The following is a 16759-nucleotide window of genomic DNA, read 5'->3' as shown; positions in this document are numbered from 1 at the left end:
AAGTAATTGTCAATTTGCTCGCATAACTACTTGTATTTAAGTGCTTGAGCAGCGACAATGGCCGCTTGTATTTGCGAAGACTCAGTAAATGCATGCTTAATTAGCAATGCTTATTCGTAAAAGCGTTGCAGAGTTATTCAATTTTTTTAAAAAATACTACATGTGATGCATTGTAGGCATCACCACTGTATAAGGATTTATAATGCCAGTTATTACCCTCCCTGACGGCAGTCAGCGTAGTTTTGAAAACCCAGTAAGTACTTATGATGTTGCAAGCGATATCGGTCCAGGTTTAGCTAAAGCAACCATCGCTGGACGTGTTAATGGCACACGTGTAGATGCATGTGACTTAATTACTGAAGATGCGCGTTTAGAAATTATCACAGCAAAAGATGAAGACGGCTTAGAGATTATTCGTCACTCTTGTGCGCACCTTATTGGTCATGCAGTTAAGCAACTTTTCCCTGAAGCGAAAATGGCTATCGGTCCAACCATTGATAACGGTTTTTACTACGATATCGATATGGATCATTCTTTAAGCCAAGATGATTTAGATGCAATTGAAAAGCGTATGCTTGAACTTGCTAAAACAAACTACGATGTGGTTAAAAAGACCGTAAGCTGGCAAGAAGCGCGTGATACATTTGAAGCACGCGGTGAAACTTACAAGATGGAAATCCTAGACGAGAACATTGCAAAAGATGACCGTCCTGGTTTATACCATCACGAAGAATACATCGACATGTGTCGTGGTCCACACGTACCAAACATGAAGTTCTGCCAACATTTCAAAATTATGAAAGTGGCAGGTGCATATTGGCGCGGTGATTCAGAAAACAAAATGCTGCAACGTATTTACGGCACAGCATGGGCGGATAAAAAGCAACTTAAAGCATATTTAAAACGCTTAGAAGAAGCTGAAAAGCGTGACCACCGACGTATTGGTAAAGCACTTGACTTATGGCACTGGCAAGAAGAAGCGCCAGGTATGGTGTTTTGGCATAACGATGGCTGGAGCATTTACCGTGAGCTAGAAGACTTTGTTCGTGAAAAACTACGTGAGTACGATTACGAAGAAGTAAAAGGCCCATTGATGATGGACCGTGGTTTATGGGAAAAATCAGGCCACTGGGATAAATACGCAGATGCAATGTTCACAACTGAATCTGAAAAGCGTGAATATGCAATTAAACCAATGAACTGCCCAGGTCACGTTCAAATCTTTAATCAAGGTTTAAAATCGTACCGTGATCTACCATTACGTATGGCTGAGTTTGGTTGTTGTCATCGTAATGAACCATCAGGCGCTTTACACGGTTTAATGCGTGTACGTGGCTTTACCCAAGATGATGCACATATCTTCTGTACAGAAGAGCAAATCATGGATGAAGTATCATCATGTATCAAAATGGTTTACGATACATACGAGACGTTTGGTTTTGAGAAGATTGTTGTAAAACTATCAACTCGTCCAGAAAAACGTATTGGTGAAGACGCAATGTGGGATAAAGCTGAGTTAGCGTTAGCCGATGCATTAAAAGCGAACAACATTGAATTTGATTACCTACCAGGTGAAGGCGCATTCTATGGCCCTAAAATCGAATTCACGCTTTATGATTGCTTAGACCGCGCTTGGCAATGTGGTACTGTACAGCTAGACTTTGCATTACCAGGCCGTTTAGGTGCGACTTATGTTGCAGAAAACAACGAACGTCGTACACCAGTGATGATTCACCGTGCTATATTAGGCTCGATTGAGCGTTTTATCGGCATTCTAACTGAAGAATACGCTGGATTGTTCCCAACATGGCTTGCACCAAAGCAAGTTGTGATTATGAACATCACCGATAAACAAGCTGATTATGTGCAAGAAATTGTACAAAAATTAAATAAACTTGGAATTAGAGCCGCTGCTGACTTGAGAAATGAGAAGATTGGCTTTAAAATCCGTGAACATACGTTAAAACGTATTCCATATTTACTTGTTGTTGGCGATAAAGAAGTTGAACAACAAGAAGTGGCAGTACGCACTCGCACAGGTGAAGACCTAGGCAAATTTAGTGTTGATGATTTCATTGCAAAAGTAAGCGAAGAAATTAAAAATCGACAATAAATCATGAGCGTGTAGGGCAAAACAAACAGCCAACTACACGCTTTTTATTTTATATTCTTGGAGGATCGTACCATTAGAGGCGGCAAGAAAGGGCAACAAACAGCTCAAAAAAATCGTATCAACGAAGATATTACAGCTAAAGAAGTTCGTTTAATTGGCATCGACGGCGAGCAAGCTGGCATCGTGTCATTAAAAGAGGCGCAAGCTATCGCTGATGATGCGGGTGTAGATCTTGTAGAAATCAGTCCTAATGCTGAGCCACCTGTTTGTAAGGTTATGGACTACGGTAAGTTCATCTTTGAAAAAAGCAAAGAACTAAAAGAACAAAAGAAAAAGCAAAAGCAGATCCAGGTTAAAGAAATCAAGTTCCGTCCAGGTACGGATGAAGGTGACTACCAGGTTAAGCTTCGCAACTTGCGTAAGTTCTTAGAAGCGGGTGACAAAGCTAAAATCACCATCCGTTTCCGTGGTCGTGAAATGGCTCACCAAGAAATTGGTATTGAATTATTAAACCGTGTTAAAGCCGATTTAGAAGATGTTTCACAAGTTGAATCATTCCCTAATCGTGTTGAAGGTCGTCAAATGGTTATGATGATGGCCCCTATTGCTAAAAAGCAATAAACAGGTTATATTACCCACCGATTTTATTTCAGGTCTGCAAGTAACAGTTTACTGTTCACCTGAAATAACCGGTTTAAAGTAAGGTTGCAAAGCAATAGCAATGAACCTTCACCGGATTATGGCAGTAAGTTAGGCCTTATAAAGTAGAGCTATTTTATATATCTCTCGCCTGCTTGCTAATGTTTTAAGCAATACATTTGGAGTTATTGCAATGGCTTATAAGCTAAAAACTCACAGAGGCGCGGCTAAGCGTTTCAAGAAAACTGCTTCAGGCGGTTTCAAGCGTAAACAAGCGCATCTTCGTCACATTCTGACTAAGAAAACTTCTAAGCGTAAATTACACTTACGTCCTAAGATGATGGTTCATAAGAATGACCATGGTCTAGTTTCACGTATGTTACCATTCGCTTAATAGGAGTCTTCAGAAATGGCAAGAGTTAAACGCGGTGTTATCGCACGTGCACGTCACAAAAAAGTTTTAAAACAAGCTAAAGGTTACTACGGAGCACGTTCACGTGTTTACCGCGTAGCTTTCCAGGCAGTTACTAAAGCGGGTCAATACGCTTACCGTGACCGTCGTGCTAAGAAACGTACTTTCCGTCAACTTTGGATTGCACGTATCAATGCAGCAGCTCGTCAAAACGGTCTTTCATACAGCCGTTTTATCAATGGTCTTAAAAAGACATCTGTAGAAATCGATCGTAAGATCCTTGCAGATATCGCTGTTTACGACCAAGTTGCATTCGCAGCGCTTGTTGCAAAAGCAAAAGAAGGCCTAGCGGCTTAATTTCGCTTTTAATACAGTTTAAAAAGGAGCCTAGTGCTCCTTTTTTTGATCCTGAAAATCACTCATTACTTCATTATAGATGCTAGCTAGCATGTCATTTGCTCCATTTTTTTGTTGAATCACCGCAGTTTACGCAATCCATAATAATTAGTTGGTATAATTTAAGGTATTAGAATAAGTTCTGCACTTGAGAGTGATATGTTTGCGAGTTTAGTGTTTTTATCTGCTGTAGTAACGTTAGACAGCCACTTACCCCCATTAATGCCATGGCACGGAAACAGTGTGTCATTACTACAAGAAAAAGGGCCATTAACGACAGAGTTCGAGTTAAGTGATGGTACTTTGTCTCCTAATTATGATGAGACAATGGCATTTGTTGACCGTTTAGTTGCTGCTAACCCAACTCAATTTAAATTAAAGACTATCGCTACTAGTAGTGCAGGTCGTGCAGTGAAAATGTTAGTCGCAAATGAGCAGGGGTTATTTGATGCAGAGCAGCTAGTTGCAGACACTAAACCTACGATTTTTATTCAAGCGGGCATTCATAGTGGCGAGATTGACGGCAAAGATGCCATGTTTATGCTGCTACGCGATATTGCCACGGGTAAACGTCGCGATATCTTGAGCAAAGTTAATATTCTGTTTATACCGATTTTAAACGTAGACGGTCACGAGCGTAGTAGTCAATTTAACCGTATTAATCAGCGTGGCCCAGTAGAAATGGGTTTTAGAACAAACGGTCTAAATTTAAACTTGAATCGTGATTACACAAAGCTTGATACCCCAGAAGTTCGTGGTGTGATGAAGGTGATCAATCAGTTTAAGCCAGATTTATACGTTGATGTTCATGTAACCGATGGTGCTGATTATCAATACGATGTCACGTATGGCTATAACCCTGTATTTTCAAGTGAATCACCAAGTGTATCTGAGGCATTAGATAATCTGTTTAAGCCTGTAATAGATGCGAAGCTTGAAAAGGCAGGGCACATACCAGGACCTCTTGTGTTTGTGATGGATAAGCGCGAATTTAAGAAAGGGCTAGCTGGCTGGGTTGCCACACCACGCTTTTCAAACGGCTGGGGTGACTTGCGTTCATTACCTACTATTTTAGTTGAGAACCATTCATTAAAGCCCTATAAGCAGCGTGTGTTAGGTACTTATGTTTTCATTGATGGTGCAATTGATGCCTTAGCTGCAAACGATAAAGCACTAAATGAGGCGGTTAGAAAAGAGCTTGATTTCAAACCAACGCAATTAGTTGTTGAACGTGGATATGCAAAACAACCAGACACTATTGAATTTAAAGGAATTGCGTACAGTCGTTCAGAAAGTGCACTTTCTGGTCAATCTGAGGTCAAGTATTTAGGTCAGCCTAAAGACTATGACGCGTTACCTATTTTTTGGCAAAAAGAAGTTAAAAAGACTGTTAATGTGCCAAGCGCGTTTTACATTCCACCTGCGTACAGTCACATTATTGAAAAGTTAAAGTTGCATGGTATTAAGGTTGATAAAGTTACTGAAAACGTATCTGTGCCGTTAACTCAAGCAATTGTGAAAGATTACAGCTTTGCCAAAGCGCCTTTTGAGGGACGTTTTAGGGTTGATGCCAGCTTTGATTATACCAAAGTAGACAGCCTAAATATGTTAGGTTGGTATAAAGTATCGACTGAGCAACCATATTCTGAACTTGCTATTCACTTACTGCACCCAGAAGCGCCAGATTCATTCTTTTCTTGGGGAGACTTCAATACTATTTTTCAGCGGACTGAGTATGTTGAAAATTATGCATTGATGCCTTACGCAAGACAGATGCTTAAAGAAAAGCCTGCCTTGGCGTTAGAGTTTGACCAAAAAATACGTGAGGACAAGCAGTTTGCAAATGACCCACAAGCGCGCCTAGATTGGCTTTATGAGCGTACGCCATTTTATGATCAAGCTTATTTAAAATACCCAATTCTTATGAGCTTTGAGCAATCTGAACAAGGACAGTAATATGAAAGTAGTGACAGTTCCGGTGACTGGTTTTGCACAAAATTGTCGTATTATAATTTGCACCGAGAGTAATCAAGCTGCATTAATTGATCCCGGCGGTGATAAAGAAAAACTTATCACTGAGCTGACGAAATTAAAATGTAAACTGGTTGCGGTATATCTTACTCATGGGCATTTAGACCATGTTGGCGCCGCTAAAGAACTAGCAGAGCATTATGATGTTGAAATTATCGGCCCGCATATTGATGATCAATTTTGGTTTGATGCACTTCCTATGCAAGCACAAATGTTCGGTTTTGATGCTATCGAACCATTTTATCCTACTAAGTGGTTATGCCACGGCGATACGATAGAGGTGGGTCAACTATCGCTTTCTGTTCGCCACTGCCCAGGACATACACCAGGCCATGTTGTGTTTTACCATGAACAGTCACAGCAGGTAGTTGTCGGCGACGTAATTTTTCAAGGTTCAATTGGACGTACTGACTTCCCTAAGGGTAATAGCAGTCAGTTAATTGAATCTATTCAGTCACAAATACTTACGCTGACTGATGATGTTGTTATCTTAGCGGGGCATGGTCCAAACACTACGGTAGGCCATGAGCGAACAACAAACCCTTTTATCAGTGGTAAGTATGGCTAAAATTGCAATTTCATTGCATAAGTAGTAGAAAATAAGCAGACTGTTTTTTAAATCAGTTATATAATTTAACCCATAATCTTAAAGAAAAAGAAATAAAATGTCTCTTAACCAAGTAGATCGCCAAATTTTGGCATTATTACAGCAAGATGCTAGCTTATCAACGGCAGAGATTGCCGATAAAGTTGGTTTGTCTCAATCGCCATGTTGGCGTCGTATTGCTAAGCTTGAGCAAGATGGCTACATCAAAGGTAAAGTTGCTTTGCTTGATGAGAAAAAGCTTGGCTTTGATATGTTAGTCTATGCCCATGTTCGTTTATCAAATCACGGCAGAACAAATTTAGCTGAGTTTGAACGATTAATTATGAGCTACGACGAAGTCACTGAGTGTTACAGTATGGCTGGTACAATGGACTTTATGCTTCGTATTATCTCTAAAGGTATTGAAGGCTATGAGCAATTTGTTCGCGATAACCTGTTAAACCTAGAGTTTGTACAAGAAGTTCATTCTAATGTCACTATGACGTGTGTTAAACGTAGTACGTCTTTACCACTTTAGTTTTTATTTACTACGATTGATAACAGTTAAAAACGGTTAGTACTTAACAGTACTGACCGTTTTGTTGTTAATAATTGTTAACTTTTCTGCTTTTTGCTAGAATTGCGCGCCTTGCCGAAACGTATTCACTACAAAGAGGAACTTAATGTTTAACTTACTCAGCAAAGCGCCAAGCTCTGCTAAAAATGATATTTTATCTGGCTTGACGGTCGCACTGGCATTGGTGCCTGAAGCTGTTGCATTCGCTTTTGTTGCTAATGTAGAGCCTTTAGTCGGTTTGTATGCTGCCTTTATTGTTGGTTTGATCACCGCTATTTTTGGTGGCCGTCCAGGTATGATTTCTGGTGCTACCGGCGCATTAGCCGTTGTAATGGTAAGTTTAGTATTAGATCACGGAGTAGAATATTTATTTGCGACCGTGCTTTTAATGGGCATTCTGCAGGTCTTAGCGGGTGTCTTTAAACTTGGTAAATTTATTCGCATGGTTCCGCATCCCGTTATGCTCGGCTTTGTTAATGGTCTAGCTATTGTTATTTTCTTAGCACAATTAGGTCAGTTCAAAGTACCTGATGGCATGGGAGGGCAGCAGTGGATGGAAGGTCAAGCCTTGTATATTATGCTTGGCTTAGTGGCACTTACAATGGCAATTATCCATTTTTTACCTAAACTGACTACGGCTGTGCCTTCTTCATTAGTTGCAATTGTCACAGTTACAGCATTGGTAATTGGTTTTGACTTAGAAGCGCGTACCGTTCTTGATTTCTTAAAAGGTATGACGGGTAATGAGCAAGCAACTATTGCCGGTGGTTTACCACAATTTCACATCCCTATGGTGCCATTTAACCTAGAAACATTAAAAATTATTTTCCCTTATGCGCTTGTTCTTGCGGCAATTGGTTTAATCGAGTCATTACTAACATTAACCTTAATTGACGAAATAACAGAAACACGTGGTCACAGTAACAAAGAGTGCATCGGTCAAGGTGCTGCGAATATTACCTGCGGTTTCTTTGGAGCGATGGGCGGTTGTGCGATGATCGGTCAGTCAATGATTAATATTAACTCTGGTGGTCGTTCACGTTTATCTGGTATCAGTGCTGCATTATTGCTGCTAGCGTTTATTATTTTCGCTGCAAGTCTAATTGAAATGATCCCACTGGCTGCACTTGTCGGTGTTATGTTTATGGTTGTTCTTGGTACGTTTGAATGGGCAAGCTTTAAGATGATGAAGCGTGTGCCTAAGTCTGATGCCTTTGTGATTGTTCTTGTATCGGGTGTAACGGTAGTTACTGACCTTGCTATTGCGGTATGTGTTGGTGTTATTGTATCGGCACTGGTATTTGCTTGGCAGCATGCAAAACATATTTACACAAACAATTATATTGATGAGCAAGGCTCAAAAGTATACGAACTTCATGGTCCATTATTCTTTGGTTCAGTGAAAAACTTCGCTGAGTTATTTGATGTTAAAAATGACCCTGAAGATGTGATCATCGAATTTAAGCATAGCCGAGTAGCAGATCACAGTGCGATTGAGGCAATTGATAACTTAGCAGATAAATATGCTAAAACGGGCAAGAAATTGCACTTACGCCACTTGAGTCCTGATTGTATCCAACTTCTACATAATGCGCGTGATTTAGTTGAAGTAAACGTGATTGAGGATCCGCATTATAAGGTAGCTTCTGATAAGTTAGCTTAAATAGACAATGTTTAAAAAGCGAAGGCGGCTGTCGTCTTCGCTTTTTTTATACCTGAATTATGCGTTAAGGCTATAAAAAATTAAGATAGGCGGCAGTGCTTTGTATAACTGTCTATCGGTATAATAACTATAAGTTTGTAAGGTAACTTGATATTTTGAATTGGCAATCATTAGTTGATAATCGACAACGTTTTTTCTGGGTTTTGCAAATTGCAGGCTGGATAGGGTATGCGTTAGTTAATTACATCGGCTCTAAAGTATTTGAAATGCGTGATATTTACGTGTTTGTTATTGTATTAAATGCTTATGCTGGTTGTTTAATGACAGTGCCTTTACGCTACATGTATCGCAAAGTGTGGAATGCTTCGCCTTGGGTACTCATGTTAGTGGTATTTGGTGCCTCTTATTTAACGGGCACACTTTGGGCTGTAGTACAAAAATTTAATTTATGGGAGATATACCGCCATGGTTATCGCCCAAATGAGTGGTTTTATTACTTTCAGCAAGGTTTAGATTCAGTTTATATTATCCTTTGTTGGAGTGGATTATATTTTGGTATTAAGTATTACCAGTTATTGCAAAGTGAACGTCAAAAGGCTTTAAAAGCGACAACAATGGCTCACGAAGCACAACTTAAGATGCTACGCTATCAGCTTAATCCGCACTTTTTATTTAATACGCTTAATGCAATCTCTACACTTATTTTGGTTAAAGAGAATAAAGATGCTAATTTAATGGTGTCTAAATTAAGTGATTTCTTGCGTTATACACTCAATACAGATCCAATTAAAAAAGTTCCATTAGAGCAAGAAATTCATGCATTAATGCTGTACTTAGAAATTGAAAAAGTACGCTTTGATGAGCGTTTACAAATTAACGTTGATGTAAGCGAACAAGCAAAAAAAGCCTTAGTACCAAGTTTAATTCTCCAGCCGTTGATAGAAAATGCCATTAAGTATGCGATAGCACAACTCAACGAGGGCGGGGTCATTGATATTAAGGCACAAGTTTTTGCAAATGAATTATTATTGGAAGTAGGCGATAATGGTCCTGGCACTGAGCTTAAAAATGGTCAGCTTGTTAATTCTCAAGGGGTTGGTATAGCTAACACTCAGGATCGATTAAAAACACTTTATGAGAACAACTACTCGTTTGTTCTCTCTGACAATACGCCAAGTGGATTAAAAGTAAATCTGCGCGTTCCGTTTGAAAAGGCTGTTAAGAAATGAGCAAAATTAGAACTTTGATCGTTGATGATGAACCGCTTGCAAGGAAAGGCTTAGCCGTTCGACTTTCTGAATTTGAAGACATAGAAGTAATTCGTTTATGTAGCAATGGTCAAGAAGCAATAGATGAGTGCTTATCAGGGAATATAGAACTGGTATTCTTAGATATTCAAATGCCAAATATGAATGGTTTTGAAGTGGCCCGCGCTTTAAGCGAAAGTGTTAATCCATTGCCTGCCATTGTGTTTGTAACTGCGTTTGATCAGTTTGCGGTAAAAGCATTCGAGATTCATGCATTGGATTATATTCTTAAACCAGTCGATGACAACAGACTAAAACAGGCGGTAGAAAAAGTGCATACTTATTTAAAAACACAACAAGATAACGCCCATAAGAAGAAACTAGCAAGCTTTGTGGCTGGTATTACTGGCAACAATTGTGAAGAGATTTTGAAAAAGCTTGCGACAGGCGATAGCCTTGCAGATCGTCGTTATCCTGAATCACTGGCAGTAAAAGAGCAGGGCGAAATTGTTCGTGTTCCTGTTGTTACAATTCAATGGGTTGATGCTGCAGGTGACTATATGTGTTTACATTGCCAAGATGGCCAAACTCATATCTTACGTAAAACCATGAAAGAGCTAGAGCAAGAGTTAGATCCGCAACTGTTTGTTCGTGTTCACCGCAGTGCCATTGTTAACACCAAACAAATTAGTAAGCTCGTCACTCAGGTGAGTGGGGAGTACTTGTTAGTTCTCGATAATGGACAAGAGTTAAAAGTTAGCCGCAGCTATCGTGACAAAGTAAAAGCTGCACTAGCAAGTTAATAAGCTTTCATAATCAGTTAAAGAAAAAAAAGGCGCAATCAATGCGCCTTTTTTTAATCAGTGATTGCAACAGTTTAAACTGTCACAATCTTCATTGTATTGGTAGCACCAATAGTTTCCATCGCATCACCGTGCGTTAAAATCACAGTATCTCCGGTGCTTAAAGAACCAAGTTCTACTAATGTATTGAGTGCTTCGCGAACCATATTTTCATCTTCACACTTAGTTGAATCAAAAAACACAGGGTAAACACCGCGATACAATGCAGTTTGACCTAAAGTGCTAGCGTGACGTGATAATGAGTAAATTGGTAAGCCAGAGCTAATGCGCGACATTAACTTAGCTGTGCTACCTGATTCAGTCAGTGTCACAATCGCTTTTACAGAATCAAGGTGGTTGGCTGCATACATAGCAGACAGTGCAATTGATTCAGCATTAGATGAAAAGCGGCTGTCTAAACGGTGCTTAGAAACGTGAGTTTCTTTTTGAGACTCAGCACCTAAACATACGCGGGCCATAGTAGCAACGGTTTCTTCAGGGTAGTCACCAGCTGCTGTTTCAGCAGATAACATTACTGCATCAGTGCCATCTAGAACTGCATTTGCAACGTCCATAACCTCAGCGCGTGTTGGCATCGGGTTATCAATCATTGATTCCATCATTTGCGTTGCTGTTACCACAGTACGGTTTAGTGAACGTGCGCGGCTAATAATTAGCTTTTGTTTACCAACGAGGGCAGCATCACCAATCTCAACACCAAGGTCGCCACGAGCAACCATAACAGCATCAGAAGCAAGTACGATATCATCAACTGCTTCAACTGTTTCTACAGCTTCTGCACGTTCGATTTTGGCAAGAAGCTGCGCGTTAGAACCAGCAGCTTCTGCTAATGAGCGAACATAGCGCATGTCATCGCCACTACGTGGGAATGATACTGCAATATAATCAACACCAATTTCTGTGGCTGTGATTAAATCTTCTTTGTCTTTATCTGTAAATGCCGGAGCCGTAAGACCACCACCTAAGCGGTTGATACCTTTATTGTTAGAAAGTACACCACCCACAGTGACTGTGGTGTGAACTAAATGACCATCTACGCTATCAACAGTCAGTTGGATAAGGCCATCATTTAATAACAGTAAGTCACCTGATTTAACATCGTTTGGTAACTCTTTATAATCGATACCTACAGCATTTACATCGCCTTGGCCTTTTTCCATTTTTGCATCTAAGGTAAATTTAGCGCCAACTGCTAAGTTTACTTTACCGTCTTTAAACGTAGATACGCGGATTTTTGGACCTTGTAAATCAGCAAGAATTGCAATGTGCTTGCCTAAACGCTTTGCAATATCGCGAACTGCTTGTGCGCGGTCTTTGTGATCTTGTGCTACGCCGTGTGAGAAGTTCAAACGAACCACATTTGCACCTGCACGAATGATTTTTTCTAAGTTGTTATCGCGATCGGTTGCCGGCCCAAGTGTCGCAACAATTTTAGTGCGTCTTAGCATCAAATTCTCCTGTGCGCTTAAAAATATTAAGCGAATTGATGGTTATCTATTAAAATGTTGTGCTTATTTAATAGCATATAAATGAATCAAATTAAGCTTAATGCAGAATTCATAAGTAAAAAATCATTGTTTTTACGTATGAGTATCTGGCTCTTAGTATTAAATACAGAGTTTACAAAGCATTAATGACGCTATTATGACACCGGTGTCAGGTAGCGTCAATACACATACCTTTTTAAAGGGTATTATAAAAATCTGGTCCGATGCCCTTATTAATTTGATATACTAACCCCAGCTTGCTGCGTGCCTTTTATAGATTTATAGCAAGTTAGCTCGGAAGCTCGCATTTTTGGGCTGCTTGGGTATAATGCGCGCGTATTTATTTTGATTAACTAACCAATAGTTGTTACCGAGGAGGACACTAAATGCAAGTTGCATTAGTAGGGTTAGGCGTTATGGGTAAAAATCTTGCCCTCAACCTGATTGAAAAAGGGCTGACATTAGTAGCTTATGATAAAAACCCAGATGCGGGTGCCGAGTTACTAAGCTGTGCGAAAGCACTAGGTTTGGCAGACCGTTTACATATTGTGTCTGATTTAAATGATATGGTTAGACGCTTAGAGCCGCCTCGTTCGATTCTACTTTTAGTTCCTGCTGGTGAATTGGTTGATAAAGTATGTACAGAGCTTGCAGAAGCAGGCGTTGACTGTGATGACATTATCGTAGATTGCGGCAATAGTAACTATAAAGACGGCATAAGCCGTAAACTTAAATATCAAAACAAATTTGAATTTGCCACTATGGGTATTTCTGGCGGTGCCGAAGGTGCTCGTCACGGCCCAGCTATGATGGCAAGTGGTTCAGAAGGCGGCTGGGAGCGTGTTGAGCCGTGGTTTGAAAAAGTAGCTGCAAGCTATAAAGGTGAGTCATGCTTTGCCCGTGTTGGCCAATCTGCAAGTGGTCACTTTGTGAAAATGGTTCATAACGGTATCGAATATGCGTTAATGCAATTAATTGCAGAAATGTATCAACTATTACGTTTAGGTACTAATCGTTCACCAAAAGAAGTGGCTGACATTTTCAATGAATGGTCTGAAGGCACATTAAATAGCTACTTACTGTCAATCTCAAGCCATATCTTGAGCCTCGAAACAACAGAAGGTGAACCGCTAGTTGATTTAATCGACAACAAGGTTGGCGCTAAAGGCACTGGTTTATGGACTGCGCAAAATGCGCTAGAGCTTGGTATTGCTGTACCATCATTAGTGGCAGCTGTTCAAGCACGTCACTTAACAAATACTTGTGATACGCATGCTGCTAAAGAAATGACTTACGCTGCTAAAGCAACTGACACAGTTGATTTAGACTTAGCTGAGCTAAAAGATGCATTCACTCTGGCAAGTTTACTTGCTTATCGTCAAGGTTTAGCACTTATCAAAGGTGCATCACGCGCTCATCAGTGGAAAGTTGATCTTTCTAAAACGCTACAAACATGGCGCGCAGGCTGTATTATCCGTGCTGATTACTTAGACAACGTTGCTGAAGGTGTAGAATTTATTGATTCTATGCAGCGTGAGTCAGCAGCTTTACGTAAAGTGACAGGTGCAGCGGTTGCTTCTGGTCTTGCTTTCCCTGTATTAACAGCAACGCAAACTTACATTGCGACGTTAACAACACCAAGCAATGGTCACCTTGTGCAAGCACAACGAGATTACTTTGGTGAACATGGTATTAAAACCCACAGCGGTGAAATATGCCATTTAACTGACTTAGTTGAGATTGACGAAAAAGTTCGTTAATCATCAAAAAACGAAAAAAGGCACCAATTGGTGCCTTTTTTTAACGGCTTAACTCGCCGCGAAGGTTATCTTGCATCAAGTGTCGAATTGTTTCTACTTCAAGTTTTTGACTAAATAAGTAGTGCAACTTGGTCAAACAGGCTTCTAATGTCATATCATAGCCGCTAATAACACCGCAATTAAGCAAAGCATTCCCTGTGGCATAGCCGCCCATATTCACTTGGCCTTTTAAACATTGCGTTAAATTAACAATCACCATACCGCGCTTACTTGCATCATTCAGAATATCTATAAATGCAGAGTCTTGTGGCGCATTACCCACACCAAAACTCAAGAGTACCAAGGCCTTTATATTGTCGTTTACTAAACTTTTTACCACTTCAGGGCTGATACCCGGATATAAGTAAAGTACACCAATAGGCTGTGGTGTAATATTGGAAACTTGCAGTGCATTATCAACGTAAGGACTTAGCTGGCCTTTGATAAGTTGAATATTAATTCCTGACAATGCTAAAGGTTCAAGATTCGGAGAGGCAAATGCATCAAAGCCATCAGCATGGGCTTTTGTTGCACGGTTACCACGGAATAATTGGTTATTAAAGAATAGGCTTACTTCTGCAATTGGGTAATTAGCTGCTAAATACATTGCATTGAGTAAGTTGACTTGGCCATCAGAACGAAGCTGCGAAAGCGGAATTTGCGAGCCTGTGACAATTACAGGTTTTGTCAGGTTCTCAAACATAAATGACAGGGCAGAAGCGGTATAAGCCATAGTATCTGTACCGTGCAGAACCACAAAGCCATCATAGTCTTGGTATTTACTCTTAATATCGTCAGCAATTAGTTGCCAGTGGGCAGGTGACATATCTGAAGAATCAATCAGTGGACAATATTCGTGAATATCAAACAAAGGCATTTCGTCACGATTAAATTCTGCATTATTGACCACAGTTTCGGTTAAAAAACCTTCAGCCGGTACATAGCCTCGGCTCGATTTTTTCATCCCGATGGTACCACCTGTGTAGGCGATATATATACGTTTACGTTTCATAAAAAAGGCCCAGTTAAATAACTGGGCCTAGTATACCTAAAATTGAATTGCTAAGTAACTTATTGAATTACATTACACACCAAACAACGAGCGTATACGCCTTGTGGATCGTTGTAATCTTTAAGATTGTCAATTTCACTACTTAGTTGCTTGATCAGGCTCTGTAAATTAGCTTGTGTAGCCAATACTGATTGTGATGAATCAGACTTAGCAAAGAAGCTTTTAACTGCTGCTGTACCAAAGATATCTTGAAGCATTTGCTCTTGCGGTGTAAGCGATTGTTTGATGGTTTTAACATCATAATGCTTAAGTTTAGCTAGTTCAGCGGCAGCTTCAATTGCATCTTGCTTGTCACCCAGTTTATCAACTAAACCAAGCTCTTTTGCTTGTGTTGCAATCCATACACGACCTTGAGCAATTTTATCTACTTGTTCAGGTGTCATATTGCGCGCTTCAGCCACAACATCTAAAAAGCGTTTATATGCATTTTCAACACTTAGTTGGATAATATCTGCCATTTTCTCATCAAGCGGTCGCGCAATTGAGAAGCCTGCAAGATCTGTTGTCGCAACACCATCTGAATAAATACCCAGTTCAGCCATAGTATTTTCAAATGTCATGAACGTACCAAACACACCAATTGAACCTGTAATTGTGCTAGGTGCAGCCCAAATTTCATTGGCGGCAGAGGCAATCCAGTAACCACCCGATGCTGCCACCGAGCTCATAGAAGCAATAACCGGTTTACCAGCAGCCTTCAGAGCTAAAACTTCAGCTCGAATAACTTCAGATGCGAACATACTGCCGCCGCCTGAATCTATACGTAATACCACTGCTTTTACTTTGTCATCTAAACGAGCTTTACGAAGTAGGGCAGCTGTAGAATCACCACCGATTTCACCGGCTTTACGTTCGCCATCGACAATAGTGCCTTTAGCAACAACAACCGCTACTTTTTCAGTGATTGGGTTGTCAAATTCAACAGGTGGTTTTACCAATGATAGATATTCACGGAAACTGACTTGCTTAAAGGTTTTACCGGTTTCTTCTGCACCGACTAATTCAATCAGTTGCTGGCGAATTTGCTGTGATGTTTTTAAAGAATCAACCCACTGATTGTTCAAAGCGTACTGACCAGAGTTACCGTCAACGGCCTGCATTTTAGCTAAGTACACATCCATATCTTCATCAAAATTGCTTTCATCGAATGGGCGGCTTGCAGCAACATCTGTTTTATATTCTTTCCAAAGTGCTGTTAACCAAACGCTGTTCGCTTCTTTAGCTGCATCAGACATGTCGTTGCGAATAAATGGCTCGACTGCTGATTTATAAGTACCAACACGGAAAATATGCTGTGTTACTTTTAGCTTTTCTAATGCTTCTTTAAAGTAAAGAGGGAACATGCCATAGCCTTCGATACTCACACCACCGTATGGATGCATTGAGATTTCGTCAGCATGAGCTGCAATATAATATTGTGCTTGAGTGTAATAATAGCCTGTAGCAATGACTTGTTTACCAGCCGCTTTAAACTCATCGATAGCTTTAGTAATTTGCTTAAGCTTATTGATGTGTGCACTAGGCATTTTTTGTAGGTCAAGTAGCATTACAGTGATGCGATCATCATTGGTTGCTTCGTTGATAACTTCGATTACATCATCAAGTAAAATTTCTGATGGTGCTTCTTTACCCATAGTTGCGTCATTAATCGCAGCTTCTACAGGATCAACGTAAGTTTTTTCTTCAACTATTGGGCCATTTAAGTTGAGGCGCAACACAGTTCCGTCTGCTACTTTTACTTTGTCTTCTTCACCTGTTATTGCAACGAAAAAGAGTATTACTAGTAATAAAAATAAAATGTTTAGGACTAAACGGCGGGAGAAGTTAATCCCAGTCCAAATGCCTTTAAATATCTTTGCTAGCAAAATAAATCC

14 protein-coding genes are annotated in these 16759 nt (G+C 40.1%); 11 read left to right on the top strand and 3 right to left on the bottom strand.

Features of this window, described 5'->3' with window-relative positions; translation table 11 throughout:
* Positions 1-202: 202 nt before the first annotated feature.
* From thrS to L1267_RS04025, 10 genes are all read left to right on the top strand, one after another.
* Complete coding sequence (gene thrS / locus L1267_RS04070) at positions 203-2113, top strand: threonine--tRNA ligase (protein WP_135924389.1); 1911 nt, start codon at positions 203-205, stop codon at positions 2111-2113.
* A 57-nt stretch (positions 2114-2170) separates the two neighbouring features.
* The gene (infC, locus tag L1267_RS04065; protein ID WP_082389338.1) at positions 2171-2734 is read left to right on the top strand and encodes a translation initiation factor IF-3; all 564 of its coding nucleotides are present in this window, start codon (positions 2171-2173) and stop codon (positions 2732-2734) included.
* A 211-nt stretch (positions 2735-2945) separates the two neighbouring features.
* Complete coding sequence (gene rpmI, locus L1267_RS04060) at positions 2946-3146, top strand: 50S ribosomal protein L35 (RefSeq protein WP_054554888.1); 201 nt, start codon at positions 2946-2948, stop codon at positions 3144-3146.
* 15 nt (positions 3147-3161) lie between these two features.
* Positions 3162-3521 (top strand): 50S ribosomal protein L20, encoded by a 360-nt coding sequence (rplT, locus tag L1267_RS04055; RefSeq protein ID WP_036968189.1) that lies wholly within the window; start codon positions 3162-3164, stop codon positions 3519-3521.
* Positions 3522-3719: 198 nt separating this feature from the next.
* Entirely contained in the window at positions 3720-5516 is a 1797-nt protein-coding gene (locus tag L1267_RS04050; RefSeq protein ID WP_235382171.1) for a M14 family metallopeptidase, read from the top strand.
* A 1-nt stretch (position 5517) separates the two neighbouring features.
* Positions 5518-6159, top strand: coding sequence for an MBL fold metallo-hydrolase (locus tag L1267_RS04045; protein WP_235382170.1), 642 nt, complete (start codon positions 5518-5520; stop codon positions 6157-6159).
* 97 nt (positions 6160-6256) lie between these two features.
* On the top strand, positions 6257-6715 hold the full coding sequence (locus tag L1267_RS04040; RefSeq protein WP_036968198.1) for an Lrp/AsnC family transcriptional regulator: 459 nt from the start codon (positions 6257-6259) through the stop codon (positions 6713-6715).
* Between the two features lie 145 nt (positions 6716-6860).
* Positions 6861-8417, top strand: a complete 1557-nt coding sequence (locus L1267_RS04035) for a SulP family inorganic anion transporter (RefSeq protein ID WP_235382169.1) — start codon at positions 6861-6863, stop codon at positions 8415-8417.
* 155 nt (positions 8418-8572) lie between these two features.
* The gene (locus L1267_RS04030; protein ID WP_135924393.1) at positions 8573-9646 is read left to right on the top strand and encodes a sensor histidine kinase; all 1074 of its coding nucleotides are present in this window, start codon (positions 8573-8575) and stop codon (positions 9644-9646) included.
* Positions 9643-10467: a LytR/AlgR family response regulator transcription factor gene (locus L1267_RS04025; RefSeq protein ID WP_135924394.1), complete on the top strand. Its 825-nt coding sequence runs from the start codon at positions 9643-9645 to the stop codon at positions 10465-10467. Before L1267_RS04030 ends, L1267_RS04025 begins: the two co-directional genes overlap by 4 nt.
* Positions 10468-10541: 74 nt before the next feature.
* Here the strand turns inward: L1267_RS04025 and pyk are convergent, their stop codons facing one another.
* Entirely contained in the window at positions 10542-11975 is a 1434-nt protein-coding gene (gene pyk / locus L1267_RS04020; protein WP_135924395.1) for a pyruvate kinase, read from the bottom strand.
* A 425-nt stretch (positions 11976-12400) separates the two neighbouring features.
* Here pyk and gndA point away from each other — a divergent pair, with 425 nt between their 5' ends.
* Positions 12401-13774 (top strand): NADP-dependent phosphogluconate dehydrogenase, encoded by a 1374-nt coding sequence (gndA, locus tag L1267_RS04015; protein ID WP_054553937.1) that lies wholly within the window; start codon positions 12401-12403, stop codon positions 13772-13774.
* A 40-nt stretch (positions 13775-13814) separates the two neighbouring features.
* On the opposite strand, the gene ansA is transcribed toward gndA, so the two are convergent.
* Both ansA and sppA read right to left on the bottom strand, forming a co-directional pair.
* Positions 13815-14825, bottom strand: coding sequence for an asparaginase (gene ansA, locus L1267_RS04010; RefSeq protein ID WP_135924396.1), 1011 nt, complete (start codon positions 14823-14825; stop codon positions 13815-13817).
* A gap of 59 nt (positions 14826-14884) precedes the next feature.
* Positions 14885-16750 (bottom strand): signal peptide peptidase SppA, encoded by a 1866-nt coding sequence (gene sppA / locus L1267_RS04005; RefSeq protein WP_235382168.1) that lies wholly within the window; start codon positions 16748-16750, stop codon positions 14885-14887.
* Positions 16751-16759 lie beyond the last annotated feature (9 nt).

The organism is Pseudoalteromonas sp. OFAV1, assembly GCF_021532595.1.
Taxonomy (GTDB): Bacteria; Pseudomonadota; Gammaproteobacteria; order Enterobacterales; family Alteromonadaceae; genus Pseudoalteromonas; species Pseudoalteromonas lipolytica_C.
This window is presented reverse-complemented; position numbering and strand designations above follow the sequence as displayed.

What these genes read in the sequence shown, in the direction of transcription:
- thrS (WP_135924389.1), top strand. Translation starts at nt 203, where the DNA reads ATGCCAGTTATTACCCTCCCTGACGGCAGTCAGCGTAGTTTTGAAAAC.
- rpmI (WP_054554888.1), top strand. Translation starts at nt 2,946, where the DNA reads ATGGCTTATAAGCTAAAAACTCACAGAGGCGCGGCTAAGCGTTTCAAG.
- rplT (WP_036968189.1), top strand. Translation starts at nt 3,162, where the DNA reads ATGGCAAGAGTTAAACGCGGTGTTATCGCACGTGCACGTCACAAAAAA.
- L1267_RS04050 (WP_235382171.1), top strand. Translation starts at nt 3,720, where the DNA reads ATGTTTGCGAGTTTAGTGTTTTTATCTGCTGTAGTAACGTTAGACAGC.
- L1267_RS04045 (WP_235382170.1), top strand. Translation starts at nt 5,518, where the DNA reads ATGAAAGTAGTGACAGTTCCGGTGACTGGTTTTGCACAAAATTGTCGT.
- L1267_RS04040 (WP_036968198.1), top strand. Translation starts at nt 6,257, where the DNA reads ATGTCTCTTAACCAAGTAGATCGCCAAATTTTGGCATTATTACAGCAA.
- L1267_RS04035 (WP_235382169.1), top strand. Translation starts at nt 6,861, where the DNA reads ATGTTTAACTTACTCAGCAAAGCGCCAAGCTCTGCTAAAAATGATATT.
- L1267_RS04025 (WP_135924394.1), top strand. Translation starts at nt 9,643, where the DNA reads ATGAGCAAAATTAGAACTTTGATCGTTGATGATGAACCGCTTGCAAGG.
- pyk (WP_135924395.1), bottom strand. Translation starts at nt 11,975, where the DNA reads ATGCTAAGACGCACTAAAATTGTTGCGACACTTGGGCCGGCAACCGAT.
- gndA (WP_054553937.1), top strand. Translation starts at nt 12,401, where the DNA reads ATGCAAGTTGCATTAGTAGGGTTAGGCGTTATGGGTAAAAATCTTGCC.
- ansA (WP_135924396.1), bottom strand. Translation starts at nt 14,825, where the DNA reads ATGAAACGTAAACGTATATATATCGCCTACACAGGTGGTACCATCGGG.